The sequence below is a fragment of the Legionella fairfieldensis ATCC 49588 genome, from assembly GCF_000621525.1.
GTDB classification, from domain to species: Bacteria; Pseudomonadota; Gammaproteobacteria; order Legionellales; family Legionellaceae; genus Tatlockia; species Tatlockia fairfieldensis.
Genome location: NZ_JHYC01000017.1, coordinates 34,105 through 54,998, shown reverse-complemented (window position 1 = coordinate 54,998; position 20,894 = coordinate 34,105). Strand labels below are relative to the sequence as shown.

Below are 20,894 nucleotides of genomic sequence, written 5' to 3'. Positions count from 1 at the left end.
ATAAGTCAGTGTCCTGCGATAGCCAGATTGACACCAGAGAAGAAATTTTAACACTTGTTGATAAAGAACAGCTTGGTGGACTGCAATTAATTATTTAGCTTGTCGATAGTCGGCCATAAATGATAAAAATGATGAACAGGACCGTGCCCTCTCCCTGTTTTTTCATTTTTTGCCGCCTTAATGGCCTGAAAAATATAATGTTTCGCAAGCTGACACGATTGAATTAAATCAAACCCCATTGCCAGGCAAGCAGCAATTGCTGCCGATAAAGTACAACCCGTACCGTGAGTATTGCGGGAAATAATCCTTGAACCAGTGAACCAATGCTTATCCCCTTGAACGTTAAATAAAAGATCGTTGGAATACTCCTCACTTAAATGTCCTCCTTTTAATAACACCTGTTTTGCCCCCAAATCACTTAATTTTTTCGCGGCGTCTACCATTTCTTCCATCGAATTTACAGAAAAACCGGTTAATGCTTCAGCTTCTGGTAAATTGGGAGTAATCAACGTCGTTAGTGGGAACAGCTCTTCTTTTAATAGCTCTAATGCGTCAGGCTGTAATAACGGATCGCCGCTTTTAGCAACAATCACCGGATCAAGAACGACAGGAATTCCTGCTCCATATTTTTTAAGAAAAGCGGCAACACATGCAATAATTTCTTTTTTAAACAACATGCCAATTTTAATACTGTTGGGTTTAATATCGTCGAAAATAGCCTCTAATTGTTCTTCAACAGCCCGCACAGGAATTTCATAACACGATCTGACTCCGCATGTATTTTGAACAGGCAAAGCAGTTAACACCGTCATCCCGTAACAGCCAAACGCAGAGAAAGTCTTTAGATCAGCTTGAATTCCGGCGCCCCCGGACCCATCAAAACCTGCTATCGATAAGGCTTTGTATTGCATCGTCATATCAATAAATCCTCTAACGTTTCTTCGCTGGCCGAGATAAATTTGCTAAAAAGTCGCCAATCTGGCTTATACAAACTATCAATAAAAACCTGTTTATAAGAACCAGGTTCCTGTACCTTCTCATACGCTGATTGACCACATAGACCAAAGTAAGCGGTTGCCAGTAAGGACGCCTTGTAATTGGTTAAACCTGTCGTTGCAAATGCAGCAATAACCGCCGTTAAAGTGCAACCCATTCCTGTCACCAAAGGCATCAGAGGAGAACCAAAGGGAAGATTAATGGTCTGTAAACCATCCGTGATGAAATCAACAGGACCGCTCACAACCACCGTTTTATGAGGTGAAAACGCCAACTCTTTTGCTGCTTTCATAGCGTGGCTGACACTACGGGACGTTTCTACTCCTTTTGTATTGCTCTTTTCATCCACTAAAGCCAGGATTTCACTCGCATTACCTCGCAGAATATTCACCCCCGGTAATAAAATCTTTGCCGCAGAAGTTCTAAGATGACTTGCTCCAGCCCCAACCGGATCAAGAACTACAGGCTTCTTTTGTATATTGGCCAAATGTGTCGCACGAATAGCTCTTTCACAAAAATCGCGCTCCAAAGTGCCGAGATTAATAGTAATTGCCTGACTAAGAGCAACCAACTCTTCAAGTTCCTCAAAAGATTGCGTCATTAAAGGAGCCGCCCCTAAAGCTAACAAACTATTCGCCATAAAATCCATGGTGACAACATTGGTTAAACATAAGACTAAAGGCTTGGCTTTGCGCAAATAAGCCAATGTGGCATCCAATTCTTTAAGTAGAGGTACCATCTTCACTCCTTTCAATTAATTGCCGCAGGTTAAAGGCTGTGCGGGTGGGATCAGGAGCATCATGCAATGCACCAATAATAGCAATACCCTGTGCCCCGGCAGCTACAACATCTTGTACGTTCTCCTGATTAATACCGCCGATCGCTATCAAAGGATGTTTAGAGCGTTTGGCTAAATACTCTACCCCCTTAAGACCCCAGGTCGTTCGAATATTATGCTTATTGGAGGTAGGAAAAACAGCACTGGCTGCAACATAAGTCACTTGAACCTCATTAGCTCGCTGTAAATCCTCTTCTGTTTCTAACGATAAACCGATGCATTGATGAGCTCCTAAACGCTCCCTTGCCCAACAAGGTGAACCATCTGTTTGTCCCAAATGCACGCCATGAGCGTCAATCTCTAAAGCAAGGTCAAGGTTGTCGTTAATGATAAGAGGAATCCTGTAGGTATCCAGGAGTGTTTTTAATCGATAAGCATAATCCAGCAAAAAGGCAGGCGTAGCATTTTTTTCACGTAGCTGTACACTGGTAACACCACCAACAAGGCATTTTTCGACAAAAGCCAGATAATCAGCAACCGACATATCCTGACGATGAGTAACCAGGATCAATTTATAAAATTGGGCAATCATAATCTCTTAATTAACATAGACAACGCGTTGTGTCTCACTTACCAGCTTTAGCAGTATTATACTGGCAAAGGTAGAAAATAGTACATAATCAATCGTAATCAGGCTGCGTGACGCTTTCAGGAGTTTCCCTTTATAACATTCCATATTGTAATGATACTTCTACTATCCTATGATGGAAAAATATTATTCTTAAATGGACTTTACTATGATAAAAAAAACGCTATGGCTAGCCCTATTCGCTTCCGGTGTCTTATCATCAAGCTATGCTGCCAGTCCTCCCCCTTCTTCAAGCTACATGCCGGTTGTTGATAAGGAAACCTTCCAGGCTGTCATGGAACGAATGTCCGCAGCAAAGCAGGCTCTGAATGAAAAACAAAAAGCATTACTTAATCAGCGATACGATTTAAGCAATAACCCTTCAAAAAATGCAACCATGACGAATGGTAAACCTTTGCAAGAGGGGGTGCGAGTCAAACTTCCTGCCGGCACTACCTGGGATAGTCTGGCAAAAATGACGCCTGAACAAATTAAAGAAAAAGGACTGTTTCCCCAGGGATTTTTACCCTTACCTCACCCTAATCATGCAGAAGGTGGTATGCTTTTTCCTCAATTTACCATTGATGAAATTAAAAAACAGGAAAACCGGGATTTAACCCGTTTTGATCTGGATTACGATATTCCTGATCATTTTTTACCACCCTTTCCTGCACCCATTTATCTGACAACTCGCCCTGATCTTGGCGATGTGTCTCAAGGCAAGCTGGTGACTATTGAAAATTATTTTGAATTATTTAATGGCATACTTAATCCGAAGCAACTGGAAGGCTTAAGATTACTGGTTACTCCTTTTCCTCAGCAGCAATTTAACCAAACTGCCGATCGTCGCACAATTACACCAAGCCGTGGTGTTACTTGTCTTGATTGTCATATCAACGGACATACTAATAAAGCAACCCATTTAGTGGGAGACATAAGACCGCAAGAATTTCGCCACCGCATTAACACCCCCAGCTTGCGAGGCGTTAACATTCAACGCTTGTTTGGTTCCCAACGCGCGCTTAAAACGATAGAGGACTTCACAGAATTTGAACAACGGGCTGCTTATTTTGATGGTGATCCAGTCATTGCGACTAAAAAAGGCGTGAATATCCTTGAGCGGGGGTCACAGGTGCATTTTATGGCCGAATTCCAGGAAATACTGGATTTCCCTCCCGCACCAAAATTAAAATGGGATGGCAAGTTAGACCCTGCCAAAGCAACCCCGGCGGAACTGCGCGGGCAGGAATTATTCTTTGGCAAGGCTCAATGCGCAACCTGTCATACCGCACCCTACTATACTGACAATATGATGCATAATTTGCAGACTGAGCGCTTCTTTAATCCCCAATTAATTAATGGACTTAAAGCAGTGGGTGATGGTCCTATTAAAACATTTCCTCTCCGCGGTATTAAAGATTCTCCACCGTATTTACACGATGGCCGTCTCTTGACATTAGCGGATACGGTGGAATTTTTTAATCTGGTTTTAGAACTGCATTTAAACGAACAGGAAAAACAGGATTTAACAGAATTCATGAAAGCGCTGTGAGTTTACCGGAATAGATTGGGTAGTACTACCCAATCTATATTTGGCCAATTGCCTTTTATTACACTGCCCCTTATCTCATCAATAATGGACGCAGGAATTGCCCTGTATAGGACCGTTTATTTTTAGCGACCATTTCCGGTGTTCCCGTGGCGATGATTTGCCCGCCTTTGCTACCGCCTTCAGGACCTAAATCAATAATCCAATCCGCTGTTTTGATGACATCAAGGTTGTGCTCGATAATAATAATGGTATTTCCTTGTTCACGCAGGCGAAATAACACACTCAACAACTGCCGGGTATCATGAAAATGAAGACCCGTTGTTGGTTCATCAAGAATATACAACGTATTCCCCGTGTCGCGTTTTGATAATTCTCGTGCAAGTTTAATACGCTGTGCTTCACCACCTGACAATGTAGTGGCACTTTGTCCTAAACGGATATAAGACAACCCCACATCAATTAAGGTTTGACATTTTCTGGCGACCGCAGGGATAGCATCAAAAAAATGACGGGCATCTTCTACGGTCAACTCCAGAATCTCATGAATCGTTTTACCCTTGTATTGAATTTCAAGCGTTTCTCTATTGTAACGTTTGCCCTTGCATACATCACAGGCTACATAAATATCGGGTAAAAAGTGCATCTCGACTTTGATCAATCCATCACCCTGACAAGCTTCACAACGCCCCCCACGCACATTAAAACTGAAACGGCCGGGTTGATAACCTCTTGCCCTCGCTTCTGGCGTACCAGAAAACAGTTCGCGAACAGGTGTAAATATGCCGGTATAAGTAGCAGGGTTTGAACGAGGTGTGCGACCAATTGGGCTTTGATCGATATCAATAACCTTATCACAAAGCTCCAAACCCTGAATACCAGTAAGTGATCCAGGCGTTAAAAGGTTGGCACGATTTAATTTATTGGCTGCAATTGGATAAAGTGTGTCATTAATTAAACTGGATTTACCTGAACCTGAAACACCTGTTACGCAAGTAATCAGCCCAAGCGGGATATCGACAGAAACATTTTTTAAATTATTACAATTCACCCCGGTCAAATGCAATATTCGTTTTTCGTCAATGGGTTTTCTAGTCGAAGGGACTGTTATCGATTGCTTCCCGGTGAGATACTGACCTGTTAACGAGGCAGCATTAGCCATCACCTCGGCCGGAGTACCACAAGCAACAATTTTACCCCCATGAATACCTGCCCCCGGGCCAACATCAAGAACGTAATCCGCTGAGCGAATTGCATCTTCATCATGTTCAACAACAATAACCGTGTTACCTAAATCACGTAAATGAATCAGTGTTTTTAATAAGCGTTCATTATCACGTTGATGCAAACCAATAGAGGGTTCGTCCAGAATATACATTACACCGACCAAACCCGAACCAATCTGACTCGCTAAACGAATGCGTTGGGCCTCTCCACCCGATAACGTTTCAGCGCTGCGCGCGAGCGATAAATAATCCAAACCGACATTGACCAAAAATCCCAAACGCTCAACAATTTCTTTATTGATTTTTGCTGCAATTTCTCCACGATAACCAGTCAATTCAAGTTTACTAAAGAATTCATACGCTTTCTCGATAGAATAACCTGTAATTTCTGGCAGGTTTTTATTGTCTACAAAGACATGCCGCGCTTCTTCTCGTAAGCGAGCACCTTTACAAGTCTCACAAGGACGGGACGATAAATATTTGGCTAACTCCTCACGAATAAGTGCTGACTCAGATTCTCGATAGCGACGTTGCATATTTGGAATAATTCCCTCAAACACGTGTGTTCTTACCATGTAATCACCATGAGCACGCTGATAATGAAATTCAATCACTTCTTTACCACTGCCATAAAGTACCACATCACGTATTTTCTCTGGCAAATCGCAAAACGCGTTTTCGATGTCAAAATGATAATGCCGCGCCAACCCTTCCAGCATAGGATAATAGTAGGTTGTTTTCTTATCCCAACCACGAATAGCCCCTTCCGCTAAACTGATCCCCGCATCATGAATCACGCGCTCCGGATCAAAAAACTGATCAACTCCCAGTCCATCACAGGTGGGGCAAGCGCCTACCGGATTATTAAATGAAAAAAGCCTTGGTTCCAGTTCACTCAAGCTATAACCACATTCAGGGCAGGCAAATCTGGAAGAAAAAACAATCTCGGTAAATTCATTATCTACCGGAGCTACCAATGCCAAACCTTCAGCAAGATTAAGGGCATTTTCAAACGATTCACTTAAACGTTGCCCCAAATCGGGACGTACCTTAAAGCGGTCCACCACCACCTCGATGGTATGTTTTTGCCTCAAGGCTAATTTGGGTGGGTCGTCCAACTCATAGAGTTCACCATCAATACGAGCTCGCACATACCCCTGGGCTTGCAGTTGCTGTAATAATTGCACGTATTCCCCTTTCCGTTCCCGAATCACAGGGGCCAGAATCATTGCTTTACAACCTTCAGGCATGGATAGAACCTGATCCACCATCTGACTAATCGTTTGGGCGTGCAAGCTTACACCATGAGTGGGGCAGCGAGGCTCCCCGACGCGAGCAAACATCAGACGCAAATAATCATAGATTTCAGTAATAGTGCCTACGGTTGAGCGCGGGTTATGCGAGGTTGCTTTCTGTTCAATGGAAATAGCGGGAGATAACCCTTCAATAGCATCAACATCCGGCTTTTCCATCATGGACAAAAACTGTCGGGCATATGCTGAAAGCGATTCCACATAACGGCGCTGCCCTTCTGCATAGAGCGTATCGAAAGCTAAAGACGATTTCCCTGAACCGGAGAGACCAGTAATTACAATTAATTGATTACGCGGCAAATTCACGTCAATATTTTTAAGATTGTGCGTTCTTGCCCCACGAATGCTAATGAAATGCATAGGATTAAGCCATTTGCTTTAAAAAAAATCAAATTATATCTCTGCTATACTACCTAAATAAAGAAAAATAAGTAAGCATTCGAATGTGCATTATCGATATAATGCTTAATAATAGCAAATTTGAAGGAATTTACCGTGAAAAACAGACAACTTTCCTGTTTATTGTTGTTTTTTGCTCTCCTTTTTTCTCCTTTCAGCTACTCTGATTCGGATGATCTTCAAGTGGCCAACTGGACTGAGCAGGTGCTCTTAAAAACATTGTCCATTAGTTACCAAACAACACCGGACGATTTTGCATTGCTCAAACAAAACTTCCTTAATAATGCCTGGCTTGCGTTAAGCAATTTTCTTAGTGAAGAATTGGAAACCCTTCGCGATCAGCAATTGACTCTACACCCAGCCGCTATCGAGCAGGCGCAAGTTGTTAACTCCGGTTATGTTAGCGGGATTCACTTTTGGCGGGTGAACCAAACCATTAGCCTGCCCGAACTCTCCTTGGCAATTGCCTTTTCCGTAATCGTTATTAAGAGAAATGGAACGCCTCCTTATGTTATTCAAAGTATAGATATGACAAAAGCGCCTTTTAGCCAAATGTAATCCAAAGATGATATAATTGCTTATCTTGCTCTAATCCAGGCTAAAATCATGCGTGCATTTTCTCATTTTTTTATCAGTTCCTTGCTTCTTTTATGTGTAGGCTTTGCCCATGCTGAGAATACGATGCAAGAACTGGAACAACAGCTAAGCGACTCGGTTATTACCACAAAAATTAAAGCTAAATATACTAAAAAAAGAGACTTGAATCCTTTGAAAATTTCGGTTTCGACTAAAGACGGGGTTGTTACTTTAAAAGGCTATGTGAAAAATAAACAAGCCTTGGTTGACGCCTTAAAATTGGCTAAGGTTACCGCCGGAGTAAAACGCGTAGAAGCTGACGATTTGCTCATTAAACAGGTTAATACAGCCTTAACAGATACTTACATTACTGCTAAAGTGGAGGCTGCCATATTAAAAGCTAAAGTTTTTGACGATGAATCCATTCCTCTTGTTGGTATTAATGCCAGCACTATTAATGGTGCTGTTACCCTGTCAGGAAAGGTAAAACAGGATAAATCAATCATTGCGATTATAAAACGGGTTAGTGCTATTCGTGGGGTTAAAAAAATTATTTCACAATTACAGGTTGACAAGGATATATCATGAAATCTTTGACTCGTTTTAAATGGTTTCTTTGGTCTTTTAGTCGCTTTAAAATACCCTTAATAGGTTATTTAAAGCCTAAAATTATCAGTTTTAATGAAAAACAGGTGATCGTTAAATTACCCCTTTTCAGGCGCAGTAAAAATCACCTCAATTCCATGTATTTTGGTGCATTGGCCGTAGGTGCGGATTTAGCGGGCGGTTTGCATAGTTTTTATTATTCAAAATCAGACAAGATCAAAACTTCCATTGTTTTTAAATCGTTTCAGGCACAGTTCTTAAGTCGCGCAGAATCCGATGTTTATTTCGTTTGTGACATGGGTGATGATGTTAAAATAATGATTGAAGAGTCAGAAAAAACCAAAGAACGTATTAACAAGCTTATGATAATCAATGCATTTACTTCTTATCCGGAAAACCCGGTACAAGTAGCCACCTTTTCTCTTGAACTCTCTATTAAGGTCTTATAGTAATGAGGCCATACTATTGGCAGATACTTTTCGGAAGTCTTCTCTTTTGTATTTATTGGTTACTTTTTTATTTCATTTTAACTGATCAATATAAAATCGATTTTTCATCGCTTTACTCGGCTATTTCTGCACTTAAAAGAGGAGATAATCCTTATCAATATTTGGTTGCCACTTACCTGCCCCAAATGGAACTCTTACCCATTAACTTAAATCCTCCTTTTGTGTTATGGTTACTTACCCCTATCATGCATTTTGACTATCATTCAGCATTAATAATCTGGTCTGCTATTTCCTTTATTTCAGGATTAATTGGTGCCGAAATTGCTTTTAATTATACTTTTTCAGCTGCCTTTCTGAAAAAAAACAGGGTCAATTTATATCTGATTTATTTGGCTCTTTTTTCAACATTAACCAATACTGCTGTCGTACAATTAGGATCAATTTTATTATTTTTTATTATGCTGGGTTATCATTTTTATCATAAAAAGCGTCATTTCCTGGCAGGCACTTTATGGGGACTCATTATTGCAATCAAGTTATTCCCCGGTCTGTTATTTTTTTATGTATTAAAAGAACAGCGCTTTAAAGTATTTATAATAATGCTGATTGTTTTTTTACTATCCTGTTTTATTCCTCTTCTTACTTATGGCTTCACTGTTTATAAACAATATTATTTAATGATGACCCATGTTTTTTGGTATGGAGAAAGTTGGAATGCTTCGCTTTATGGTTTTATTTTTCGTTTCTTCGCTAAAAATATTACGCACTATTCGTTGTTAATTAAATTCCTTTACAGTCTATTATTTTTAATCGCTCTTTTCTGGTATTTGAACACTTTGAATCTGGATAATAACAAGCAACCCAATTATCAATTCTTTTGTTTAACACTGGTTATGATGTTAGTCTTAAGCCCTTTTGGTTGGCTATACTATTTTCCACTATTAATTTCACCCTTGAGTTTAAGTTGGCTCTCTGGACTTAATGAAGAAAAAAGCCTCAAAGGAATATTGCTTTGGTCTTTATGTCTTTTTTTAATTAATTTTCCTTTAACATCTATTAGCGCTAACAATATGTCCGGTATCCTCAGCCAAATCAGTGTTTTCTCGTTTCATTTTTATGGCCTGTTATTATTAATGCATCTTATCGTTCAAAATAAAAGAACCGCGGCTCAGGAGGTAATAATTAACGAAAGAACAGTGCATGCTTTTGTACCCATTCTATTGATTATTTTAACCCTCGGCTTAATCCTTCCGATTCATAGTTTCTTGATGCACTTATCTCAATAGCTGAAGAATAATTGACAAACCAGGCGGTGGCGTCTAACGTTAACTGATAGAAACTGGACAATTCGCTAATGATTGATTTAACCATTCACACTCAACCTGATGATGAAAGTTGCGGCCCTACCAGCTTACATGCTATCTATTGTTATTATGGCCGAAATATAAAACTGGATGACGTAGTTAAAAGCGTAGAACGTTCTCATTCCGGAGGCACTCTGGCACCTATGTTAGGTAAACATGCTTTGCAGCATAATTTCGAGGCCATCATCTATATTAATAATCTTGATGTTTTTGATCCTACATGGTTTGACACCGATCAGGGAGACTCCTGCCAATCCATTCTGACTGCAAAATTAAAAACTCAAATGAAGCACAAAAAAGACAAAGCCAGCGTGCAAGCCAGTAAAGCGTATCTGGAGTATCTGGCGTTAGGAGGCCAAGTCCGTTTCCGCACTTTAAGTGTGCAATTACTTAAACAATATTTTCAGAAGAATGTACCTATTCTAACCGGGTTGAGCGCAACTTATCTCTATCGAAGCTCACGCGAACGTTTTATAAAAGGCGAAAGCATTTATGATGACATTCGAGGCACACCGTGTGGTCATTTTGTTGTCCTGTGCGGTTATGATGATAGAAAAAGGCTGGTGGTAGTTGCTGACCCTCATAGGGAAAACCCGATTTCGCATGACAACTATTACAAAGTAAGTTCAAATCGGTTAATTAATGCAATTTTACTGGGCGTCTTCACTTATGATGCCAATTTACTGATAATTCAACCTAAAGAGCATTAAATGCAGACTATAATAGTAACGGATGACGATGCCAATTGGAGTTTTTTAAGTCCTCATGCTGCCATTATCCATGCTTCAGACTATTTATCCAATGAAAATTATCACCAGAGCAAATCACTGCGCGTGATTAATCTTTGTCGCTCTTATAGTCATCAAACCATAGGTTATTATGTGTCTTTGCTTGCTCACGCTCGAGATCATAAAGTTATTCCGTCGGTGGATAGTATTCAGGATGTTTTAAGCCCTAGTCTTTCCATCTTTATTTCGCAGGATGTCGATGAAGAAATTCAACATAGCTTGCAGGATATTAAAACCGATGAATTTATTTTAAGTCTTTATTTTGGGCAAAATATGGCTAAATGCCATGCAACAATCGCCAAAAAACTGCACGGTTTATTTCCTTTACCCATGCTTCGTTTTTCTTTCGAAAAAAAGAAACAATGGCGTATTAAGGGAGTACAAAGCTTGTCATTCAACGATATCCCTGCTCATCATCTTGAATTCATGCAGCAGGCTGCTGAGGCTTATCTGTCAAAAAAACGCTTCCATCAATGGCGAAAAAAACAACGCTATCACGATTTGGCTATTTTGGTTGACCCTGGTGAACCCAATGCGCCTTCTAACAAGAAAGCCCTGGATATTTTTGCCAATATAGGCGAAGAATTGGGTTTAAACGTTGATTTTATTGAAAAAAATGATTTTAAAACGATAGCCGAATATGACGCGCTATTTATTCGGGCCACAACTGCTGTCAATCATTACACTTACCGTCTGGCAAGACGAGCGGCGCAAGAAAATCTGGTCGTTATCGATGATCCGCAATCCATTGTCAAATGTGGGAATAAAGTCTATTTGGCTGAACTTATGCGTAGCCATCAAATTTTGACACCTGAAACTGTTTTTATCAGCAAATACGAGGAAAAAATCCCTCCCGTTGAATTTCCCTGTGTATTAAAAAGACCAGACAGCGCCTTCTCTCATGGAGTCATTAAGCTTGATGATATGAAATCACTGCAAAAATCGTTGACACAATTTTTCAAAACATCCGACCTGGTTCTGGTTCAACCCTTTATCCCGACTGAATATGACTGGCGTATTGGTATATTGGATAATAAACCTCTTTTTGCCTGCCGCTACTACATGGCTAAAAACCATTGGCAAATTTACAATTGGGGAGCCAGAAATGAAAAAATAGAAGGAGCAACTGAAACAATTCCTTTGCATGAAGTGCCTGAAGGCGTGATCAAAACGGCACTAAAATGCACTCGTCTGATAGGAGACGGATTATATGGGGTTGATATGAAGAGTCAGGACGATAAACATTACGTGATTGAAGTCAATGACAATCCTAATATTGATTTTGGCAATGAGGACAGACTTTTGGGCGAATCGCTTTATGAAAGTATAATGAATGTCTTTTTACAACGTATACGCAGGAAACATGGTTATGTCTGATTATCCACTTTTTTCTGTTTTAGGGATAGAAATTGAATACATGCTGGTTGATAAAACCAGTTTGGATATTAGGCCACAAAGTGACGTTATTCTCACTGCTTTAGCAGGCGAATTGGTTAATGAAGTAAAATTAGGGGACACTGCATTAAGTAATGAACTGGTTATGCATGTAGTGGAATTAAAAAATAATGGCCCCAAACCGCCCAATGCAAAAATAATTGATCAATTTCAACATACTATTCAGACACTGCAACCTTCATTAGATCAACATCACTTACAGCTACTTCCTACAGGTGCTCATCCCTGGATGGATCCTCTTAAAGAAACCAGACGCTGGCCTCACGACAACACTGCAATTTACCGTCAATTTGATAGTGTCTTTAACTGTAAAGGCCACGGATGGGCCAATTTACAGAGCATGCATGTTAATTTACCGTTTACCAATGACGATGAGTTTTGTCGACTTCATAATGCAATTCGATTACTTCTTCCTTTGTTACCCGCTTTAGCCGCCAGCACGCCTTTTCTGGAAGGACAAAAAACAGGATTAAAAGATTCCCGACTTTATTTTTATGGGAAAAATCAGCAACGTATTCCAGCAATTAGCGGTGAAATTATTCCTGATTTTATAAGTAATGAAGCCCAATATCGTCAAGATATTTTAGTCCCTATGTACGATGCTATTAAACCTTTTGATCCGGAAGGGATCCTGCAACATGAATGGCTTAATTCGCGAGCCGCTATACCCAAGTTTAGCCATAAAGCCATTGAAATCCGCATTTTGGATTCACAAGAATGTGTTCAGGCAGATATTGCTATCGCGCTACTTATTCATGCCCTCTTAAAATATTGGTACTGCAATTCAGACTATTATTTAATTCATCCTTGTGCAACAGGACGTTTGCGTGCCGTCTATGAACAGGCAATAAAAGAGGGGCTTACCCTTCAGGTGGATGATTCTGAATTATGTGCCCAATGGCAACTACCTAAGCGGCAAATGACTGGTCGTGATATTTGGGCACAACTTATTGAGCGAGTAAGCACCGATTTGGATAACGCTTCCCAGCGAACATTAGAATACCTGTTAAGCCAAGGTAATCTAAGTGAACGGCTTCTACGAGCCTGTGGTGCCGACTACGGTAAATCAACGCTCACACGAATTTACCGCCAACTTGGGCATTGTCTTTTAACCAATCAACTATTTAATCCATCGTGAAACCAACGATACTTCTTTTAACCTGTGAACATGCCGTTAATACGATCCCTGAGGCTTACCAATCTCTTTTTGCGCCGTACCAACAATTATTACTTACTCATAGAGGCGTTGATTTGGGCGCATTAACCCTCGCTACTCATTTAAAACACTATTTTTCCTGTGAACTGATAGAGGCTACCATAAGCCGTTTAGTTATCGACTGTAACCGCAGCCTCTCTCATCGTCACTGCTTTTCAGAAATTACCAAATCATTGTCTTCTAATGAGAAAAATCAGATTATTAAACAATATTACTTGCCTTTTCGTCAGCAGGTAGAACAATGGATAACTCAACACACTGACAGCGGTTATAGCGTCTTACATTTATCTATCCATAGTTTTACCCCTGTTTTAAACAATATTCCCCGCGCCGCGGATCTGGGTTTGCTTTATGATCCCAAAAGACCGGATGAAAAATGGGTAGCCAGACAATGGCAAAAAAAGATCAGGCAACACAACAAAGAACTGCGAGTCCGTTTAAATTACCCCTATCTTGGTATCAATGATGGTTTTACAACCACATTACGCAAGCAGTTTAATAATGATTTGTATGCAGGGATTGAAGTGGAATCCAATCAAATAACGGTGATGGATAATAACACTTGCGTTATTTTAGCACACACTTTAACCTCCACCCTGACCTCCTTACTGAATGAAATGACTCTTTAATTATCCTGCATTATTATGGCTTACGTTCGCACCAAGCCTGACTAATGTATAAAAATTTATAAATACGGGCTTTAACTCTTCGATAACTTGAGAACCAAGGTCACCTTGAAAAGATTAAAAAATAACCACTTCTTATGATACAATTACACATAGTGCATAAAAAGTAGTGAAACCAGAGAGAGAGACTGTATTTAAATCGTCCATCTGAAATGATGATAGAGATTGTACCAACGATCTTTCTAACGTCTTCTCACACCTAACGCAGACAGTAAAGCACGAAATAAATCACGCATTGTTTGGCGCATTATCTGACGAAATAACGTACTTTTACTGATTTTTTCTATCATGCCTTCTTCGTTTGAAGCGCGACGAGATTTGGTGGTGTTATCTGATTTATCTTTAGAACCTGGCATTTGCGCCAATAATTCCTGAGCAGATTTCTGCTGTATTCGCTGCCCGTAGCGAGGAATAAGAGTTGATTCGGCCACCACAGCAGCAAGTTCCTGTTGACTTAAAATACCCATTCGAGACTCTGGCGCACGCACCAGACACTCGACAAGCGGTGTTGGCTCTCCTTCAGCATCCAGACCACTTACAAGACCTTCGCCTATTCCTAATGAGGTCAACAATTGCTCGGTATCATAATATTTTGAAGCTGGAAAATTTTGCGCAATCAATTTCATCGCTTTACGATCTTTGGCAGTAAACGCGCGTAAAGCATGTTGTATTTTCAAACCCAGTTGGCTTAATACTGAATCAGGAATGTCATTGGGTGTTTGCGTGCAAAAAATTAAGCCAATACCTTTGGAGCGAATTAATTTGACGATGGTGTTTAATAAATTGAGCAAAGCCTTACTTGCATTACTAAAAATTAAATGCGCTTCATCGATAAAGAATACCAGTCTGGGCTTGGCTGGATCGCCTAACTCTGGCATTTGTCGATAAACATCTGATAATAATTTAAGCATAAAGGTTGAAAATACTTTCGGTTTATCCTGCATGTCCAAAAGACGCAAAATAGAAATAATACCTTGCCCCTCAGCATTGGTTCTTACCAAATCCATTACATTAAAAGCAGGTTCACCAAAAAACTGAGCACCACCTTGCGCCTCAAGCTCAATAATTTTACGAACAATAGTACCTACGGAGGCGGTGGCAACTCCCCCAAAACGAGCTTCAATGTTTTTTTTCCCTTCGGCTGTTTGGACAAATTGTAATAGCGCTTTGATATCAGCCAAATCGTTAAGGGGAAGATTACTCTCTTTGGCAAACTCAAAAAGGATTGTCACTACGCCAGCCTGTGTTTCGTTAATATCAAGCATGCGCGAAAAAAGAATCGCACCAAAATCCTTTACAGTTGAACGAAGTGGAACACCCTCCTGCGGGGAGCCGTTGAGAGTCAGGAACTCAACCGGGAAAGCACGAGGTGTGTAATTTAAACCCAGTGACTGAGTTCGCTCAAGCAAAGCAGGCGTTGCTTCACCGGGACGCGCCAGACCTGAAATATCGCCTTTAATATCCATTACCAGACTAGGAACACCCAATAAGGAAAGCTGTTCACTTAAGACCTGGATCGTTTTAGTTTTACCGCTCCCTGTAGCACCTGCGATCAAACCATGACGATTGAAGGATTTTAAGACCAGATTGACGGGCGAATCAGGAAGTAAATGATCATCTAATAAAATTCCCCCCAATTGTACTACAGGTAAATCTCTTTCCTGGTAGGGAATACGCAAATCATCATGCATAACACATCCTTGCTGAGAAGTAATGAATTAATTATAACTCATAGATAGACAAAGCATTTAAGGTATCCTATTCGTATCATCTATCAAAACCTGGATTTTTTGCAAGACATAATACAACCGTTCCAGTGATTACAAACCTCCCTCTGATGGATTATTATCCTGGCATTGGGGACAAACACCATAAATATTCAACGCATGATCGGTCATCTTAAAACAAGCCCGTTTTGCTATCATTTGTTGGCGCTGTTCGATGATTTCATCAACAAACTCTTCTACTTTGCCACATTTAACACAAACCAGATGATCATGATGTTCGCCTTGACTCAGTTCAAATACAGAATAACCGCCTTCAAAATTATGACGATTTACCAAACCAGCTGCTTCAAATTGAGTCAGAACGCGATAAACTGTGGCCAATCCTACATCCTCTCCCATCTCCAATAATGCTTTATAAACACCTTCGGCACTTAAATGATGGGCAAGTGATTGTTCCAGAATCTGTAATATTTTTAAACGTGGTATAGTAATTTTCAAGCCAGCGTCTTTTAATTGCTTGCTTTCTTCCACAAACACTCCTTTCGGTTATACCTTCTCGCTTTAGCAGGTGTCTTTCTATAAATGCCGTGTTATTATGGCGAAATTTTTCAGAACAGGCAAAACAATGCGTATAATAAATCTGTTGATTAGTATTATTTTTACTTTGACCCTTACCCATTGTGCCTCTTATGATTTTTCAAGGCGGGTTGTACGGCAGGGAAATCTTTTACCCGAATCCAAAATTGAGCGTTTAAAAACAGGAATGAGCAAAAACGATGCTGCTATTTTAATGGGAACCAGTTTACTAAATCCTGTTTTTAATAATGATCGTTGGGACTACGCCTATACTTACCGTAAAGGCAATGGTCCTTTGCTCGTCCGCAGTGTAAGTCTATATTTTTCTCACAATCATCTGGTTCGTATCGAGCGTCATCGTTAATTGCTTCCGGCTTCCGATATGTTGAATGGCGTATTTAATTACGACCCGTTTTTGCGCGCTCCCGCCTTTTCTCTTTAGGATCAAGCGTTAATGGGCGATAGAATTCAATACGATCTCCTGATGTTAACAGCGTATCTCGATTTACCTGCCTGGAAAAAATGCCAACGGGTAACTCTTTTATCTCTGGATGGGTTAATAGTAAACCCGATTCCTCTATTGCATCAGCAACTGTAGCCCCGGGGTTTAATTCCAGCGATAAATGAATCAGAGATTGGTCAAAGGGTATATAAACCAGTTCAACCTTGAGCATATAAAATTCCTGCCCGATCACAAAAAGCATCGACCATTTTATCAGTAACCTGTTCAAAAACAGGACCTAAAAGCATAGAGAACATACGACCGGCAAACTCGAATTCCAAATCGAAAGAAACTATACATCCCTCTGGCTGTTCGTCAAAACGCCAAAACCCTTCTAAATGACTAAAAGGACCATCAATCAGGCGAATCTCTATCATTTTATTAGCCTGTAAAAGATTACGAGTGGTAAAAGACTTGCTCATACCGGCCGCAGCAATCACTAATGTAGCCTGCACTTCGTCGTCATTTCGGTGATGAACCAGACTTTGCGAACAGTAAGGCAAGAATTCAGCATAATGTTCAACACCGTTAACCAGGCTATACATTTGTTCGCAAGAAAAAGGAACAACACGGGATTTTTTAACAATAGTCATCAACGATCTCCTTTCACCTGACCAGTAAGCCAGTTACAGAGATCCACAATTTCTTCTGCACAGATAGAATGCTCCATAGTATAAGTACGAAAAGTTAATTCATGATAACCTGCCGCTTTCAGGTAATCAGCGCTTTGTTGAGTCCAAATCGGTAAGACAATTGTATCGTAATGCCCGCTGGCGATAAATAGAGGTGTTTGTTTAGGAAGCTCTGCCTTGCATTCAGCAGCTAATGGTAAATAAGCCGATAAGGCAATGACACCGCCAAGCGGCATTGAAGTATGTAATGCGGTATATAAAGCCATTGCACCGCCTTGAGAAAATCCTGCCAAAAAAATCTGTTGTGGAATAAATCCTTCTTGTAATTGTTGATGAATAGCCTGATGAATTAACAATTGCGAAGCCGAAATTCCTTCTTTGTCTTCCCTGTCTGTTAACTTCATACCAAGAATATCGTACCACGCACGCATTGTCATACCGTTATTCAAAGTAATACTGCGTAATGGCGCTTCTATAAATACATGGCGTAAATTCACGCCATTCAATGGCAACTGATCTGCCAGGCCGGCCATATCCGAGGCATCCGCACCCAAACCATGCATCCAGATTACGCAGGCTTGAGCCTGCTGTGATGGCTCTTTTATATAAACGTTCAACCTTACGCCTCCAACAAAAAACCTGAATTATTACTAAAGCATTCAGGGAAGGCAAGGTAGAACACCTAAATATCATCGTTTAGTTGTGAAAGCGTATCCTCAATCTATTTTTAATCATTAGCAAGCACTCTACCCTGATTCCCCGTCTCATAGCAGTCTTAAGAGAAGTTTATTATACTAATGATTTTACTGTTTAATGTGGTTTCATAATGCGTTTACTTCTTTTTATGCTGGCTCTGAGTATGGCTATAGTTTTATCAGCCTGTGGACAAAAAGGACCTCTTTATCTTCCTGAAGCCAAACAAACCGTACCAAAAACTTTAAAATGAGCGCGTATGACAATTCGATTTACAAAGATGCATGGATTAGGAAATGATTTTATAGTGATTGATGGCCTTCATCAGCAAATTCATTTCTCCCCCAGTCAAATTAAAGCCCTCGCCCAACGAGGCACAGGAATAGGTTTTGATCAATGTTTGCTTATTGAAGCCAGTAAAGAACCGGAAGTTGATTTTTTTTATCGTATCTTTAATGCAGACGGGCAGGAAGTAGGGCAATGTGGTAATGGCGCTCGCTGCCTTGCCCGCTTCATCCATCATTATGGTTTAAGCACTAAAAAAACGATTTCTGTTGCCACCCGCACCACCAAAATGCAACTAACGCTTAATGACGATCACACAGTCACCGTAGAACTGGAGCATCCTGTTTTCAATCCATCCGAAATTCCTTTCCTTGTTAATTCTCTAACGAGTCTCTATAGCCTCCCTTTAAAGGATGGCTCTCATTGTGAAATTCACGCCTTAAACGTGGGAAACCCTCACGCTGTTTTAATTGTTAAAGATCTGGCTACTGTACCTGTAACAACTCTGGGTCGGCAAATCAGTGAACACCCTCTTTTTCCTGAACAAACCAACGTAGGCTTCATGCAGCTTATTGATGCAAATCACATCCGTTTACGTGTTTATGAACGCGGTTGCGGTGAAACCAACGCTTGTGGCAGTGGTGCAGTAGCAGCTGCTGCGGCAGGACGGCTTTTTCATCACCTGGCAGCACGGATACATGTCGGTTTGATTGGTGGTGAATTAATTATTGATTGGCCTGATACCACCCAATCCATTTTTCTTACCGGCCCCGCCAGTTTTGTATATGAGGGAATATTAATGACAGGGGATTAGTTACTCCGAAAACACGCCAGGGGCGCTGGCCACCATCGGGCAAAAAAAGAATGACATCATTCTCAATTGATCATACAGGGTCAATACAAACGCCAATTTAGTTAAAATTTTAACATGGTCTTCATATAACGAACAATTTGTTATATAATTATTAATAAATTTATCATTTAGAGTAAAACCCATGTCATTCATTAGAGATTACCTTAATAGTTATAACAAGGCACGAGAGTCTTTAGCTACCGATCTGGCCATCGGAAATGAACGATTAAATAAACTATTAATAATGCGCAAAATAAACATCATGCAAGACGCTGTTGAGCACTTAAAAAAGATGGAAATTTCAGAGGCTGAGGAAAAAGACTTGATAGCTAACGGTATTCATTCTGAAGTTCAGAAGATAAGAACGGGTGGGTCTGCTGAAGAAGATAGTACGCTCTGTGAGAAGTTAATGGAAAAGTATGATTTTAATAAAAGTGACTGTTTAAACGCAAAACAAGCAAAAGACATTGTTTTAAAAATAACAAATGCCATTGATGAGTGCAGTACTATAGAGAAAAATGCTCTGAGCTTTTGTAATAACCCTAAAGAGCAGCAATTAGGTACCATAATAAAACAAATAAATAAAAGAGAGCGCCTTATTGATTCTTTAAAACAAGTAGAAATACCCGCCAATTTAACTTTAACTGACATCATTAAATTATCTGATTCTTATCAATATCATTTTGATTATGAAAGGTTTATAAAATTACGAGATAGCGACCCTGATAGTCATCTTTTTTGTGGTAGAATTAAAAAAGAATATAAACCACAATTTGATAAAATAAAAAATCTTACCGAGCAACAAGTCGCTACATTCATGGATATCAAAGAAAACATACACTTCTATAAAGATGCTCAGAAATTTATTACCGCTTCCAAATCATCGCACACAAAACTTGAAATAGCTGCTGCACTAAGCCAAATGCAGAGGGCGATTAACGACTTGTCCAAAATAAAAAACCTCGAATGGCTAGAACATACGGAAGAACTCAAGGAGGATTATGAGGCATTTAAAGAGATTATAGAAAATAAAAATTACGTTAATGATTTACTCGAAAAATATAGTGATCGTATTAAAGAAGCATTTTCCATATTAAACCGATTAAACCAAGGAGAAATAAATCAATTAATAAAGTTAAAACAAGGTATTAAAAATAAAAATAAAAAACAGGTAGTGAAAAGCGCCCTGGATTATAGCTGGGATCAAGCATTAAAAATATTAAAGGAAGAAGAATTAAATAAATTAGGATTAAATTATCACAAACAAGGGCAATTAACATTATTTATGCACAATACCTTATCAAGACTCCATGGCTCTAAAAAAGAAAAATCCAATAGTCTGACAGAAAACGTTAAAGAAAAAATGCTGTTAGAATTAAAATCAAAACACAAGACTTGGGTACCGGGTTCAAAAAGCGTAAAAGCGGAAATCTCCCATAATAATTTTTTCCAGAAATTGAACGAAAAAGGGAAGAAAGTCTTAGAAAATCAGGAAATTAATACGACTGAAAACCCCGGTAATTCACCCGAAACAAACCATTCATGAAAATAGCGCTTCTGTTGTTATCAAAAAATAAAGAATCTCTCCGAATATAGG

22 protein-coding genes are annotated in these 20,894 nt (G+C 39.9%); 13 read left to right on the top strand and 9 right to left on the bottom strand.

The window, feature by feature from the left end:
• Positions 1 to 86 precede the first annotated feature (86 nt).
• Genes thiD through thiE form a run of 3 tightly spaced genes read right to left on the bottom strand, consistent with a single transcriptional unit; the run spans position 87 to position 2,366 of the window.
• Positions 87 to 917 (bottom strand): bifunctional hydroxymethylpyrimidine kinase/phosphomethylpyrimidine kinase, encoded by an 831-nt coding sequence (thiD, locus tag T345_RS0106125; RefSeq protein WP_341272468.1) that lies wholly within the window; start codon positions 915 to 917, stop codon positions 87 to 89.
• Positions 914 to 1,735, bottom strand: a complete 822-nt coding sequence (thiM, locus tag T345_RS0106120; protein ID WP_035918305.1) for a hydroxyethylthiazole kinase — start codon at positions 1,733 to 1,735, stop codon at positions 914 to 916. The genes thiD and thiM overlap by 4 nt, the downstream gene beginning before the upstream one ends.
• Positions 1,719 to 2,366, bottom strand: coding sequence for a thiamine phosphate synthase (thiE, locus tag T345_RS0106115; protein WP_028388567.1), 648 nt, complete (start codon positions 2,364 to 2,366; stop codon positions 1,719 to 1,721). The genes thiM and thiE overlap by 17 nt, the downstream gene beginning before the upstream one ends.
• A 205-nt stretch (positions 2,367 to 2,571) precedes the next feature.
• On the opposite strand from thiE, the gene T345_RS0106110 reads away from it, so the two are divergent.
• Entirely contained in the window at positions 2,572 to 3,954 is a 1,383-nt protein-coding gene (locus T345_RS0106110) for a cytochrome b6 (RefSeq protein WP_028388566.1), read from the top strand.
• 70 nt (positions 3,955 to 4,024) lie between these two features.
• Here T345_RS0106110 and uvrA read toward each other — a convergent pair whose 3' ends face one another.
• Positions 4,025 to 6,850, bottom strand: coding sequence for an excinuclease ABC subunit UvrA (uvrA, locus tag T345_RS0106105; RefSeq protein ID WP_028388565.1), 2,826 nt, complete (start codon positions 6,848 to 6,850; stop codon positions 4,025 to 4,027).
• 135 nt (positions 6,851 to 6,985) lie between these two features.
• On the opposite strand from uvrA, the gene T345_RS0106100 reads away from it, so the two are divergent.
• From T345_RS0106100 to T345_RS0106065, 8 genes are all read left to right on the top strand, one after another.
• Positions 6,986 to 7,447 (top strand): hypothetical protein, encoded by a 462-nt coding sequence (locus T345_RS0106100; RefSeq protein WP_051555158.1) that lies wholly within the window; start codon positions 6,986 to 6,988, stop codon positions 7,445 to 7,447.
• 48 nt (positions 7,448 to 7,495) lie between these two features.
• Complete coding sequence (locus T345_RS0106095) at positions 7,496 to 8,053, top strand: BON domain-containing protein (RefSeq protein ID WP_028388563.1); 558 nt, start codon at positions 7,496 to 7,498, stop codon at positions 8,051 to 8,053.
• Positions 8,050 to 8,520 (top strand): hotdog family protein, encoded by a 471-nt coding sequence (locus T345_RS0106090; protein WP_028388562.1) that lies wholly within the window; start codon positions 8,050 to 8,052, stop codon positions 8,518 to 8,520. Before T345_RS0106095 ends, T345_RS0106090 begins: the two co-directional genes overlap by 4 nt.
• 2 nt (positions 8,521 to 8,522) lie before the next feature.
• Entirely contained in the window at positions 8,523 to 9,806 is a 1,284-nt protein-coding gene (locus T345_RS0106085; protein WP_028388561.1) for a glycosyltransferase family 87 protein, read from the top strand.
• 68 nt (positions 9,807 to 9,874) lie between these two features.
• Entirely contained in the window at positions 9,875 to 10,594 is a 720-nt protein-coding gene (locus tag T345_RS0106080; RefSeq protein ID WP_028388560.1) for a C39 family peptidase, read from the top strand.
• Positions 10,595 to 12,049 (top strand): RimK family protein, encoded by a 1,455-nt coding sequence (locus tag T345_RS0106075; protein ID WP_028388559.1) that lies wholly within the window; start codon positions 10,595 to 10,597, stop codon positions 12,047 to 12,049.
• On the top strand, positions 12,042 to 13,265 hold the full coding sequence (locus tag T345_RS0106070; RefSeq protein WP_028388558.1) for a carboxylate-amine ligase: 1,224 nt from the start codon (positions 12,042 to 12,044) through the stop codon (positions 13,263 to 13,265). Before T345_RS0106075 ends, T345_RS0106070 begins: the two co-directional genes overlap by 8 nt.
• Positions 13,262 to 13,972 carry an N-formylglutamate amidohydrolase gene (locus T345_RS0106065; protein ID WP_028388557.1) on the top strand — a complete coding sequence of 237 codons (711 nt, stop codon included), beginning with the start codon at positions 13,262 to 13,264 and terminating at the stop codon, positions 13,970 to 13,972. Before T345_RS0106070 ends, T345_RS0106065 begins: the two co-directional genes overlap by 4 nt.
• Positions 13,973 to 14,211: 239 nt before the next feature.
• Here T345_RS0106065 and T345_RS0106060 read toward each other — a convergent pair whose 3' ends face one another.
• Positions 14,212 to 15,720: a helicase HerA-like domain-containing protein gene (locus T345_RS0106060; RefSeq protein ID WP_028388556.1), complete on the bottom strand. Its 1,509-nt coding sequence runs from the start codon at positions 15,718 to 15,720 to the stop codon at positions 14,212 to 14,214.
• Positions 15,721 to 15,849: 129 nt separating this feature from the next.
• Positions 15,850 to 16,287, bottom strand: a complete 438-nt coding sequence (fur, locus tag T345_RS0106055; RefSeq protein ID WP_028388555.1) for a ferric iron uptake transcriptional regulator — start codon at positions 16,285 to 16,287, stop codon at positions 15,850 to 15,852.
• A gap of 64 nt (positions 16,288 to 16,351) precedes the next feature.
• On the opposite strand from fur, the gene T345_RS0106050 reads away from it, so the two are divergent.
• On the top strand, positions 16,352 to 16,696 hold the full coding sequence (locus tag T345_RS0106050; protein WP_028388554.1) for an outer membrane protein assembly factor BamE: 345 nt from the start codon (positions 16,352 to 16,354) through the stop codon (positions 16,694 to 16,696).
• 34 nt (positions 16,697 to 16,730) lie between these two features.
• Here T345_RS0106050 and T345_RS0106045 read toward each other — a convergent pair whose 3' ends face one another.
• The 3 genes from T345_RS0106045 to T345_RS0106035 are packed head-to-tail and all read right to left on the bottom strand — an operon-like array spanning position 16,731 to position 18,083.
• Positions 16,731 to 17,006, bottom strand: coding sequence for an RnfH family protein (locus T345_RS0106045; RefSeq protein ID WP_028388553.1), 276 nt, complete (start codon positions 17,004 to 17,006; stop codon positions 16,731 to 16,733).
• Positions 16,993 to 17,427 carry a type II toxin-antitoxin system RatA family toxin gene (locus T345_RS0106040; protein WP_028388552.1) on the bottom strand — a complete coding sequence of 145 codons (435 nt, stop codon included), beginning with the start codon at positions 17,425 to 17,427 and terminating at the stop codon, positions 16,993 to 16,995. Before T345_RS0106040 ends, T345_RS0106045 begins: the two co-directional genes overlap by 14 nt.
• Positions 17,427 to 18,083, bottom strand: coding sequence for an alpha/beta hydrolase (locus tag T345_RS0106035; protein WP_035918301.1), 657 nt, complete (start codon positions 18,081 to 18,083; stop codon positions 17,427 to 17,429). The genes T345_RS0106040 and T345_RS0106035 overlap by 1 nt, the downstream gene beginning before the upstream one ends.
• A gap of 209 nt (positions 18,084 to 18,292) precedes the next feature.
• Between T345_RS0106035 and lptM the strand changes: the two genes are divergently transcribed.
• The 3 genes from lptM (at position 18,293) to T345_RS0106015 (ending at position 20,843) form a co-directional block, all read left to right on the top strand.
• A complete protein-coding gene (gene lptM / locus T345_RS14770; RefSeq protein ID WP_084273748.1) occupies positions 18,293 to 18,412 on the top strand; it encodes an LPS translocon maturation chaperone LptM in 120 nt (39 codons plus the stop codon).
• Positions 18,413 to 18,418: 6 nt separating this feature from the next.
• The gene (gene dapF, locus T345_RS0106025) at positions 18,419 to 19,258 is read left to right on the top strand and encodes a diaminopimelate epimerase (RefSeq protein WP_028388550.1); all 840 of its coding nucleotides are present in this window, start codon (positions 18,419 to 18,421) and stop codon (positions 19,256 to 19,258) included.
• Positions 19,259 to 19,439: 181 nt separating this feature from the next.
• Positions 19,440 to 20,843: a hypothetical protein gene (locus T345_RS0106015; RefSeq protein WP_028388548.1), complete on the top strand. Its 1,404-nt coding sequence runs from the start codon at positions 19,440 to 19,442 to the stop codon at positions 20,841 to 20,843.
• Positions 20,844 to 20,894: the final 51 nt, after the last annotated feature.